General features: G+C 66.1%; 17 protein-coding genes. All 17 read right to left on the bottom strand.

Features of this window, described 5'->3' with window-relative positions; translation table 11 throughout:
- Nucleotides 1-42 precede the first annotated feature (42 nt).
- Complete coding sequence (locus AN233_RS08755) at nucleotides 43-426, bottom strand: hypothetical protein (RefSeq protein ID WP_058366403.1); 384 nt, start codon at nucleotides 424-426, stop codon at nucleotides 43-45.
- Nucleotides 423-1,091: a hypothetical protein gene (locus tag AN233_RS08750; RefSeq protein ID WP_058366402.1), complete on the bottom strand. Its 669-nt coding sequence runs from the start codon at nucleotides 1,089-1,091 to the stop codon at nucleotides 423-425. Before AN233_RS08750 ends, AN233_RS08755 begins: the two co-directional genes overlap by 4 nt.
- 186 nt (nucleotides 1,092-1,277) lie before the next feature.
- Nucleotides 1,278-1,724, bottom strand: coding sequence for a hypothetical protein (locus tag AN233_RS08745; RefSeq protein ID WP_141654135.1), 447 nt, complete (start codon nucleotides 1,722-1,724; stop codon nucleotides 1,278-1,280).
- Between the two features lie 2 nt (nucleotides 1,725-1,726).
- Nucleotides 1,727-2,272, bottom strand: a complete 546-nt coding sequence (locus tag AN233_RS16840; RefSeq protein ID WP_125920005.1) for a hypothetical protein — start codon at nucleotides 2,270-2,272, stop codon at nucleotides 1,727-1,729.
- Between the two features lie 3 nt (nucleotides 2,273-2,275).
- Nucleotides 2,276-2,659: a hypothetical protein gene (locus AN233_RS08740; protein ID WP_058366400.1), complete on the bottom strand. Its 384-nt coding sequence runs from the start codon at nucleotides 2,657-2,659 to the stop codon at nucleotides 2,276-2,278.
- The gene (locus AN233_RS08735) at nucleotides 2,659-3,030 is read right to left on the bottom strand and encodes a hypothetical protein (RefSeq protein WP_058366399.1); all 372 of its coding nucleotides are present in this window, start codon (nucleotides 3,028-3,030) and stop codon (nucleotides 2,659-2,661) included. Before AN233_RS08735 ends, AN233_RS08740 begins: the two co-directional genes overlap by 1 nt.
- Before the next feature lie 109 nt (nucleotides 3,031-3,139).
- Entirely contained in the window at nucleotides 3,140-3,445 is a 306-nt protein-coding gene (locus tag AN233_RS08730; protein ID WP_058366398.1) for a hypothetical protein, read from the bottom strand.
- Nucleotides 3,446-3,464: 19 nt separating this feature from the next.
- Nucleotides 3,465-4,205 carry a hypothetical protein gene (locus tag AN233_RS08725; RefSeq protein ID WP_058366397.1) on the bottom strand — a complete coding sequence of 247 codons (741 nt, stop codon included), beginning with the start codon at nucleotides 4,203-4,205 and terminating at the stop codon, nucleotides 3,465-3,467.
- A 1-nt stretch (nucleotide 4,206) separates the two neighbouring features.
- On the bottom strand, nucleotides 4,207-4,737 hold the full coding sequence (locus AN233_RS08720) for a hypothetical protein (protein WP_058366396.1): 531 nt from the start codon (nucleotides 4,735-4,737) through the stop codon (nucleotides 4,207-4,209).
- Nucleotides 4,737-5,045: a hypothetical protein gene (locus AN233_RS08715; protein WP_125920004.1), complete on the bottom strand. Its 309-nt coding sequence runs from the start codon at nucleotides 5,043-5,045 to the stop codon at nucleotides 4,737-4,739. Before AN233_RS08715 ends, AN233_RS08720 begins: the two co-directional genes overlap by 1 nt.
- Before the next feature lie 84 nt (nucleotides 5,046-5,129).
- Entirely contained in the window at nucleotides 5,130-5,288 is a 159-nt protein-coding gene (locus tag AN233_RS17315) for a hypothetical protein (protein WP_176696670.1), read from the bottom strand.
- A complete protein-coding gene (locus AN233_RS08710) occupies nucleotides 5,285-6,118 on the bottom strand; it encodes an ATP-binding protein (protein ID WP_058366394.1) in 834 nt (277 codons plus the stop codon). The genes AN233_RS17315 and AN233_RS08710 overlap by 4 nt, the downstream gene beginning before the upstream one ends.
- Nucleotides 6,115-6,696 (bottom strand): hypothetical protein, encoded by a 582-nt coding sequence (locus AN233_RS08705; protein WP_058366393.1) that lies wholly within the window; start codon nucleotides 6,694-6,696, stop codon nucleotides 6,115-6,117. The genes AN233_RS08710 and AN233_RS08705 overlap by 4 nt, the downstream gene beginning before the upstream one ends.
- Nucleotides 6,696-7,274, bottom strand: coding sequence for a hypothetical protein (locus AN233_RS08700; RefSeq protein ID WP_058366392.1), 579 nt, complete (start codon nucleotides 7,272-7,274; stop codon nucleotides 6,696-6,698). The genes AN233_RS08705 and AN233_RS08700 overlap by 1 nt, the downstream gene beginning before the upstream one ends.
- The gene (locus tag AN233_RS08695; RefSeq protein ID WP_058366391.1) at nucleotides 7,271-7,873 is read right to left on the bottom strand and encodes a hypothetical protein; all 603 of its coding nucleotides are present in this window, start codon (nucleotides 7,871-7,873) and stop codon (nucleotides 7,271-7,273) included. The genes AN233_RS08700 and AN233_RS08695 overlap by 4 nt, the downstream gene beginning before the upstream one ends.
- Nucleotides 7,866-9,692, bottom strand: coding sequence for a hypothetical protein (locus AN233_RS08690; RefSeq protein ID WP_058366390.1), 1,827 nt, complete (start codon nucleotides 9,690-9,692; stop codon nucleotides 7,866-7,868). The genes AN233_RS08695 and AN233_RS08690 overlap by 8 nt, the downstream gene beginning before the upstream one ends.
- Nucleotides 9,689-10,015, bottom strand: coding sequence for a hypothetical protein (locus tag AN233_RS08685; RefSeq protein WP_058366389.1), 327 nt, complete (start codon nucleotides 10,013-10,015; stop codon nucleotides 9,689-9,691). Before AN233_RS08685 ends, AN233_RS08690 begins: the two co-directional genes overlap by 4 nt.
- Between the last annotated feature and the right edge of the window lie 159 nt (nucleotides 10,016-10,174).

The raw sequence follows: 10,174 nt of genomic DNA, 5'->3' as shown, positions 1-10,174 counted from the left end.
GAGAATTCCGTGAACTTGCGCTGATGTGTGCAGTATACAACATCAGGAAGGCCGCGGAACAGCAAATTCCACTCCCTTCAGGTGATTAAACACGGCCGGACGGAACAGCCATGTCGCCGCACCGGCACCGCCGAGAACGAGAAGTGCCCAACCCCACCACGGCACCGCCGACGTGATGGCGTCTGCGGCCGCGTCGCCGGCGCTTTCCGCCGCATCGGTCCACGGGTCGACGGTTTCGCCGATCTCGTCGCCGCCCCAATCGGGGTCGAGGTCTCCTGCCATTGCGTCCTCGAAGCGCGACCGCTCGTCCTCGGGGATAGCGGCCGCCTCCTCCTCGGTGAGAGGGTTTTCAGCGTGTTCAGTCGCCTCCTCGACGCTCTCCTCAGTGTCGTCGTAGCCGCCCGAGACGATGCCGCCGACGCTCACCGGTCGAGCCCTCCTGTCTGGTGGATCGCCACCGCACCACCACCCAGAAGCGCGACGGCTGCGAACAGCGCGCCGGGCGGCAAGTCCACCGCATCGCTCTCGAACAGCTCCCCGAACGCGTCCGGGAGGTTGTCGAGCACCTGCTGGCCCGGCTGGTCGAGTGCGTCGATGGCCTCCTGCTGGGCCGCGCTCTGTTCAGCGAGTATCCCCTCGCCCGTGAAGATCGAGCCGACTGACTCAGCCGCGTCCGTCTCGATACCGAGAGACTGCGCCAGACGGCGCCGCGTGGTCCACTCGTCGCTCGTCTGCTGTCCGAGGTCGAGCGCGTCCTGTCCCTCCTCGCTCGCGTAGTCCTCGACGACAGACTCGTCCTCGCCGATGAGGTCCGCGACCGCGGACGTCTCTCCCTGTCCGCCGGCCGGGCTGGAAGCGTCCGGGTCAGTGTTCGAGTCGTCCACCTTAATGTCGGCCGGCTCGTCGTCCGTCGTGTCGACCATCCCGTCGCCCAGCGTCTGGTCCGACGGATCAAACGTGGTGGTCGTTGTGGTGGTGTCGGTCGAGGAGCTCGAAGATGTCGAGCCGCCCGAGTCGTCCTCCCACGGATCGTCGTCTGCATCGAGGGTACCGCCCCCGCCGGCACCGCCAGTGTCGATGGTGGCGACCATCAGGCGCCACCTCCGGTCCCACTGAGCCGGTCTGTCCAGCGCTGATACGCTGTCGAGACCGTCTTTTGCGCCTTCTCAGACCACATTGCCGGGTGTGTGAGCAGGGTGAGGATGACGATACCGTTGGGTGCCCCGGTTGCGGCGAGCCATTCGACCGTCTGAGTAGTGATTGTGTTCATCATGAGTTTACACCGAGATCGGCCCTCCCGGTAGGAGCGGCGCGATTGCTAGCTTCCAGACGGTATCGAGCGGGGTCGGCAGACCGACCGCATGCTCGACCGCGTCGTCGAGCGCGACCAGGATGCCGACCGCGACGAGCGAGCGAACGGCGGGCCGGCGGCCGACGATCCACGGATGCCGTCCGCGCCAGAACGGCCCCACAGAGACGGCTACGAGCGCACCCGCCAGTCCGGCGAGCGTGATGAGCGATCCGACCACGGGCCATTCGGGCCAGGTCGCCGCGAAGCCGACGAGAGACGCGCACAGCAACCCTACGACCATCACCGGCTCGTCCGTACGGGAGTCGTCCCACACGACTGCTGCCGCGAGCAGCGCCAGTAGGACTCCGATGTAGAGATGGTGCGGTGCGATCACCGTGCCGTCGGGGACGGCGTGGTAGGGGAAGGAGACCATCATTAGATGCTGTGACTGTGAGGGGGGAGTACGACGGCATCGAGGTCGTAGTAGTTCGAGCCGTCGAAGGTCGTTGTGTTTTCATAGTAGCAAGTCACGTAGCTGGGATTGAACGAAACTGATTCACTACCGTTCTCGCCAACGGACCCCGAAGCCAGGACGTTATCAGTCCTGTACTCGCGAATCTCGTAGGCCCCACCGCCACCGCTGCCGTCTCCGCTGATAGTGCAGCCGTCGCAGACTACGGGAACATGCTGTGTCGAACTGTTTCCACTGTTTGCGTAGATCGAAACCCGGAATGTGGATTGACGCCTTGCTTGGTTCCCGGTTCCGATCGGTTTCGCGTGGTGGTCGCCCGATCCCACTCCTGAGAGTTCACCGTGGTCGACCACGGTTTGCTCTATCCACGATGCGCCATCGTAGACGTAAGCGGCGTTTTCGCTGGTGTCGTACCATGATTCCCCTTCCTCGGGGCTGGCCGGCTGCGCGTCCTGTACGTAGGTGTAGGCGTCACCGCCGCCAGCGCCGTCCGTCGATAAATTCACCATGGATTAGGCCTCGTAGATGTAGTTCACGCCATCTCCCGAGTTGGGAGTCTGCACGTACACGGCGCTGAGGTCGGTCACTCCGAGTTCGATACTCGCGTTCGGGGAGAGTCGTATCACCTGGACAGACTCATCACCGACGAAGACGGCACCGGTGTTGCTGTTCTTCGCTTGGATGCCGACATCGACACCCTCCGGAATCGTGTCGGAAGGGAGGGATTCCTTCGTCGTGCTGCCGGTGGCGTACTCCCCTGCGACAACCGTCCCTCCGTTCGAGAGCCGGTCAACGACCTCCTTCTGCTGTTCCGCGGTCGCGGGGCTTTGGACCTCGTTGTTCGGCCCCATGACCGAGCTGATCGAGTCCACGTCGGTCGTGGTCTCAAGCGCCATTACTGGCCCTCCATGCGCTCGAAGCCGATGGGCTGGATGTGGTACTCGCGGTACTGGTCCGAGAGGTTCATCACCTCGACCGTCAGGGTCTGGTCGAACTGGTACGCGGGCATGAACGTCACCGAAGCGTCGTCCACGTCGGTCGGGGGGACGCTCGCGGGACCGTAACGCGGCTCGGTCTCACCGTCGAGCCACGCCGCGTAACTGCTGTACTGGTACTTGCTGATCGCCAGCGTCGGGAGAACCAGCCCGTCATTCGTGCGCTGCTCGGCGTTGAACTCGACGGTCGCCTTCTCGCCGCCGTTGAGCTCCACCGTGAGGGGCTGGTTCCACGGGATATCGCCCTCGGCCGGCGCCGGAACGACTTCCATCAGCTACCGTCCTCCTCGTCCTTCCACCGGAGTTCGCGGCCGCGAGCCTCGGCGACTGCGGGCGGGATCTCCTCCTTCGTTACCTCGACGGTGGCCGTGTCGCGCGCCATCAGAGATCACCGCCCAGCGCGAGGTAGAGCGCGAGGACGCCGGCCGCCATGCCGACGATGTCCGCGAACAGTTCGATCTCGTCGTGTGAGAACTGCGACGCTTCGATTGCCGCCGCGAGCGGTCCCTGCTCGACGTTCGTAGTCGTCACCGAGGCGTCCATCCCCGCGGGGTCGGAGTTCGTCTCGCCGCCGCCGAGGGCCGTGACGGACACCTCACTGCCGGTGTCGTCCCACAGGTCGCGGCCGACGATCGGCGCCGGGTCGCTCTGCTGTCCGGTCGTGGTTACGGTCGTGCGTGCACTCATAAAGAGGGTCTCCGGGGGGTTACCGCTCGCCCATGTCGGCCTTGACGCCGGCCTTGAGCGAGTCGAGCGAATCCGCGCCCTGCTGGATCGGGACCGACAGGAGCGCGTTCGTTGCCTCCGCGTCCCCGTTCGAACTCTCGAAGCGCACCTGGTACGGCGCGTCCACCTCGACGGAGAGGTCCATGTCCGCCGCGACGAACCGCTGGAGCGCCGACGCGTTCGCTTCGACCCACTCCGGCTGCTCGATCAGGTCCGTCTGCTGGACCAGTCCGAGTGACGCGTCGTAGAGCACCTCCGATGACGTGGTCGACGAGGACGGCATCGACTTCCGGATGCGGAACGTCGCCGGCTCGTCCGAGATGTAGAACGCGTGGACCGTGACGACACTGCCCGGCCCGCTCACCTCGAACCAGTCGCCGCCCTTGTTGACCGTCGACGGCGTTCCCTGATACTGGTCGTCGAACCAGACGACGATGTTCTCCGTGTACGGACAGTCCGTGATGGAGTGGCTCAGGCCGAAGTTCTGCGTGTCGCCCGTCCCATCAGTCTCGAAGGACTCGTAGGCCGGGATGGCGTACTTGAGGGGATTCTGGCGCCCCGTGCGAACCGCGAGCGGCACGTCCGCGGTCCGGTTCGCGACCGTCGACGTCGACCCCGGCGTGTTCGCGCTCGTGTCGAGCGTCGACGGCGAGAGCGTCTTCGGGCGACGGCGAAGGTTGTCCACCTCCGCGATCGCCTGCTTGATGATCTCCGCGGGCATCCTACCGGTCTCCCTGTTCGACCGCGTTCGAGTCCGCGTACACCTGCGAGTTCGACCAGTCGATCACGTCCGCCGACTGGATCGCGAGAAACAGCGTGTCGATGTCACGGATGTCGTGCTTCTCGACCGGGCCGCCGCCGGCCGCCTCCGGCGCCTGCAGCATGATCTTCGCGCCGTCGATCCGCTCTACCTCCCGCTGTTCGGTGATGGTGTTGTTGTTGTAGTAGCTGATCTCGTGGCGAGTCTCGCTCACCTGGTAGGTGTCGTTCGAGCCCGACACCTTCGCGAGCAGGACGACCTCCGTGTTCGTCGGCAGGGGATCGTTGTTCGAGTTCCGCAGGTCCATGTAGAGCGGGAAGCCCGCATCCTCGCCCCGGTTGATCCGGTTCAGGAACCGCAGGAAGTTCCCTCGCGTCGCCGAGATGGAGAGGATCTCCGTCGGCTTGTGGTACTGCGGGATGTTCTCCAGCAGCTCCATCTCGACGGCGTCCGCGTCGGTCGTCTCGCCGTTCGCGGCGTAGACGTTCACCATTACGCCACCGCCTCCGTGAGCGCGTCACGGACGCCGAACCGTTCGAGCAGGGAGAGCGCGACTGCGGACGCCCCGCCGATCTGTACCTCGCGCTTGACGCGACCCGACACGGCGGGCGCGTATTCGGCGCCACCGATGACGAGGACGCCGCCGAGTTCCGGCGGCAGGTCGACCCCGAAGACGGTGGTGCCGTCGATCATGTAGCCGGACGCCTCCCCAACGAGGAGCCCGCCCACGACCGCGGCGGCCTCCTTGTTGAAGCGCATGTCGGCCAGCTTGTCGAAGCCAGCCGTTGCATCAATGGGCATTGCACTCTCCCCCGAGAGGCCCGCTACCCTTCAAGAACCGACGAAGAAGGGATTTGGACCGAAGGGGTCCGCATCGGTTGCCAGTCAGACTGGAACCCGTCTCGACGACCACGCCTGCATCAGCATCCGGAGCGTCTCCGCGTTGCTCGGCTCGTTTCCGCCGCGAGCGTCGGCGATCTCTGACCGGATCTCTTCGAACTGTTCGGTATCACCTCCTCGAAGCGTGACTTGTGTTCGGCTCACAGCCCCACCTCGATGCGCTTCCCGGGCGATCCGACGTGGTCACACTGCGGGCTCCAGCGGGAGCTGCTCCAGAAGCGTTCGCGAGTGCCGTCGTCGTCACTGTAGACCCATTCGGAGTCGGTGACGCGTTCGGTCCCGTCGTCCGCGACGTGGCTGTTCTTTCGGAGGGAGACCGCATCACCGTCCGCAAGAAGGTCGTCGGGAAGGCGGCCGAGCGATTCGCCGCCGGGGATGTGGACCTCCTTGGGGTACTCGATGGGGCCGGCGATCTTGTTCTGGTCGCTGTCGGAGTCGAACGCGCCGAGCAGGCGGGCGTTCGCGAGGCTCCAGATGTCTTCCTCGAACTTCGCGGGGCGTTGAGTGACCCACGCGGAGGACGCGCCCTCACCGCGGCCGGTGGTCGCGAGGCCGACGAGCGGCTCGGGGACCTTGCCGGACTGGGGCGCGACGAAGTGCGCCTCGTCGATGACGATCAGCACGTCGCCCATCGGCCGGGCGACCTCCGCGACGATCGCGCAGATCTCGCGCCACTCGTCCACGTCGACGGCCTCCTGGTGCCGGGCGATGACGACGTTCCCGTTCTCGCTGATCAGCTCCCGCCAGTGCTTCCGGCGGAAGTGGTCCCGCTCGCGAGGGCCGGCGATCCAGTGCTGGAAGGGCGCTGGACCGTGCTGTTTCGAGCAGAGACCGCGGTACTCGTCTTTGAAGTCGAGAACGACGACGTGGTCGTAGCTGGCGGCGTCGGAATGTACCTCCGTGTTCATCTCGGTGATCGCCTGGCAGGCGTAGGACTTGCCCCACCCCGACATGGCGGCGATGGAGAGGATCACTCCGCGTCGTCCTCCCCGTAGTCGGTGACTGCTTCCGTGTGCGTTTCGAGCGGGGCCGCGACTACCTCACGGAACACCTCGCCCGGATCGAAGCCGACGACCGCCTGCTCGAACGTGTCGAGCCCGACGCCGAAGGTGTCCTCGATGAAGACGCTCGCGAGTTCGCGGTCGGTCCGGCCCGCGACCGCGTCGCCGGCCCGGTCGCGGTACTGCGCGGCCCACTCAGTGACCTGTTCGCTCCACGCGTCATCGTCCATCCCTGCGTACTCCGCCGCCTGCTCGGCGTTCTGAAGCTCCTCGGGCGCGAGTTCCTCGAGCCACAGGTTCCACGGATCGCCCGCCATGTGCGCGGCGATGGCCCGACAGAGCGTACTGATACGCTCCTCGGCCTCCGGTGGTTCGACCAGGTCGAACTCCTCGGGGTCGACGCCGAGGTCGTCCGCGAAGTGGTCGCGCATCGCCTCGCGCTGTTCGCGCTCAATGGCGGCCAGCGTGCCGGCGTAAGCACGGATCCGCTCGTTCTCCTCGGGGTTCGACAGGACGCGTTTGAGCGCCTGCTGTTGCATCCCGCCGAGCATCAGGCACCAGCCTCCTGTACCCGGCCGGCGAGGTCGCCTGCCACGCCGCCCTCCTTGAGCAGTACCGTCCCGACCAGGAGCCCGGTCGAGAGGACCACGGCCTGTCCCGGCGGTAGGTCCTCGGTGCCGCCCATCTCCGCGGCCAGCCGGTCGACTTGCTCGTCCAGACAGACGGGACGCTGCGTCGCGAGGTCCTCGATGTCTGCCGGCTCCATCTCGCAATCCTCCCCGCTCATCTCCTCGGCGATCTCGGGGAGGACCATCGAGAGGGTCGCGACGTACTGGTCCCCCCACGTATGGGCCCCCTTTGGTGGGGTCTCGCCCCCTTCTTCGTCCCCCTCGTTGCTCCCTTCCGCTTGGGTATCTCCGTCCGTGTCAGCGTCGGGCGATTCGGTTGGGGACTCGCCCCCCTCTTCCGCCTGTATTTCCTCGGTGATCTCCGAGAGGTCCACGTCTGCCCGTTCGTCCTCCTCGATAGGGGGGCGGTCGTCCTCCCCCTCGCCTCCCTCGTTGGGGGTGTCAGTAGGGTCCTCTTCGGGGGTCGGTGCGTCCTCGTCGTCTGCGGATTCGTCGGTCATACGATGGAGTCAGGGGTAGTGGAGTCGTTGGTAGGCTGTTCGGTGGGGTCGCTACCCCCGTCTTCGGTGGGGGTGACGGGGTCCTCGTCGGGGGTGTCGGGGCCCCCGCGAAGGAGCCACGCGAGGCCGACCGCCGCGGTCCCCGCGACGATGACCCCCAGCGAGGGGCCGCTCCCCCCGTCCGCGGAAGGGGTCGAACCCCCATCTTCGGGGGTGTCGCCGGCCTCTTCCGAACTACCCACCTCGGAGGGGCCCTCAGACTCCCCTTCGGCGGGGGCCGTCTCCCCCCACTGCTCCGCGTATTCGTCGCTTCCTCCGTCGGGCGATTCGGACCCCTCTTCGGTGGGGGTATCGTCGCCCTCGTTCGAGCTACCCTTTTCGACCCCCTCCGAAGGGGGGGCATCACCCCCCGTATCGGCCCCCTCGTCGGTACCCTCGTCCTCGTCGAGACCGTAGGCCGCGGGGTACCAGCCGTGATGGTCGCGGTTCTGCGCCGCGTCGTGGTGCGCCTCGTCCTTGCTACTGTGGAGGTGCGACCGGAGGCCCTGCGGGGACCCCGCGTAGTCGCACCCATCGATCTTGCAGTCGAGTTCAGTCATCGTTCTCGTAGGTGTCTAAGGTTTCCTCGCCGCCTGTCGCCGCGAACTGTCCGAGTCCGTCACGGGCGCTCGCATCTTCAGCGAAGCCACGCGATCCCCCTCGGAGATAGCCCTGATTCTGGGCCCGGCGATGCTCTTCGCTGGGTCCGTCTGCACCGGTAGTCGCCTCTACTCCGAACTCCGCGAGACCGCCGTCAGAATCCTCGACGTGACGGTTATCCGCGAACCGTTGCACCCGCTCGATGGCGTCAAGCTGGCCGCCCGGGAGATACTGCCCGGACATCTTTTCGTGAACGGTCCTTCTCTGGTCGACCTTCAGGCGTCCAAGCGATCCCGAGTCGAAGATAAACGCCTCCGCAGTCGACGACAAGACGGGGCCTTCGTAGTCCTCGCCTCGGAACGAGATCCGGACCCGATCCGACGGTTCAAGCGTCACGCCGAGCGCCTCGAACGGAGCCCGATCACCGTCGAGATACCTCTCTCCAGGATTCAGCCGGTCAAAATCCGCCTCGCGCGTCGGCGGCATTGGCGTGTACCAATCCTGGTGATGCAACCGGGTCCGGTCGTACTGACGCTCCAGCTCTTCGTTGGCGAGCTTCGTCGCTTTCTCCAGCGCCGTACGCTCGCTCAGCTTATCTTCGGGGTCGGAAGTCCCGTTTTTGTGGACCACGGTCGCTCCGATCTTGATGCGGAAATCGGATGGCGTGTCACCGCGGTCGAGGAAGATCTTCCACTCCCTGTCGCCAAAGTATCGTGAGTAGCGGACGTGGTCATCGGTCGCTTTGATTTTGGTCCACCCGTTGATCTCGGTGGGATGGCCATCGTCGACCTGGAGCTGTGTCGTATCGACATCTAGCCGCGGTTTCCGAGTCGAGTCGTTCGTCAGCGCGTCAGGTTTTCGCGGCTCGGGCGGGTCAGGAGCGCGCTCTTGCAGCTCATCGTCGGTCGGATCGCGGCCATGGCCGGGCTGACCGTGGTCCGTGTGGTCGTGACGATTGTAGAGGTTCAGCAGCGCGCGATGGTGGCCTTCGAGCGCGTCGAACCGCTCGGTTTCCGCATCGCTGATGCCCTGTTCGATGGCGTTGATCGCCTCGGCAGCACGCTCGGCATGCTGGAACTCGCGCTCGAGGTCGTCGAGCAGGCCGGAAAGGCTGCGAACTGCGGCCGTGTATCCGTCCCACGCCCGAGAGAGCGCGCCTTTCGTCGTCCCGTCGACATACTCGAACGGCACCTGTTCGGTGTGGTCCAGTAGCGTCGTAACCTCTGTTTCGGAAATCCCGCATTCATGTTGTAGGTGCTCGCAGGCGCCCGGCGCGCCGTTCTTACACTTGTTCCGGGCGTGGTCGCACTCTTCGTCGTCGACACGGGCGGCGGCGTCCGCCTCCTTGTCGAGCATCTCCTGTTCGGTCGGACCGTCGCGAACGTCCGCACCGGCCTGCTGCTGGCGCACCTCTTCGATCCGGCCGATGTTCTCGTCGGCGGTCAGCTCCGGATCGTAGTAGGCTCCCCAGTCGTCGATCCCCGCGCCGAGATACGCGCCCTTGACGGCGGCCGCCTTCCGGTAGTTGTTCGACCCCGTGAACGGCCCGAGGCGGTCCTTCTCGGCGTCGGTCAGTTCGACCTGCCCGGCTCCCGTTGCGCGGTCGGCGCGACCGTCCGCGGCGATCCCACGAATCTCCGCCTCGACATCGTCGGGTACGTCGTCCTCGAGTTCCGCCTTCGCGAAGCGCCGGTCGAACCGTCCGGTCAGGTGCTCCGCGTGGTCGTCGCGGACGCTGTTCGCGTCGGCACGCGTCCCGAACTCCAGGACCTCCGTCACGCGGTCCCTCCATCCGTGGTCGTCTCGTCCGTTCCACCGGAAGGAGAGGGGTTCTCCGAACAGTCCGGGGGCGCGTCATCAGCGCGAGCGGCCGCGGTCGCCTCACCGTCGACGGGTGTGCCGTTCATTCCGTCCCGGAACACCAGCACTTCCTCGCCGGTCGAGTCGAGATCGGGGAAGTTCGCGGCCGCGTCCCAGTACGGCGTCGGGAGTTGGTACTGCGTCGCGCGACGGTAGATGGCCTGCAGTCGCGTCAGGGCGGTCTGTTCGCCCTCCGTCTCCGGTTGGAGGGCCAGCGCCGCGCCACCCTCGGAAGCGAGCATCGGTCAGCTCCTCCGGCCGGTGTCGCGGTCGGTCGTCATCGGTGCCGTCTCGGTAGTGGTCGAAGCGACCATACATGGGCGGGGGAGCCCGCTCCGCGTAAGGAATCGCGGAGTTTCGGGTCGCGTTTATGACCGCGTAGTGGACGGGAGAGGGACTTT

The organism is Haloparvum sedimenti (genome assembly GCF_001462205.1).
Taxonomy (GTDB): domain Archaea; phylum Halobacteriota; class Halobacteria; order Halobacteriales; family Haloferacaceae; genus Haloparvum; species Haloparvum sedimenti.
The sequence above is the reverse complement of the archived record's forward strand: the minus strand, read 5'-3'. Positions and strand labels throughout refer to the sequence as shown.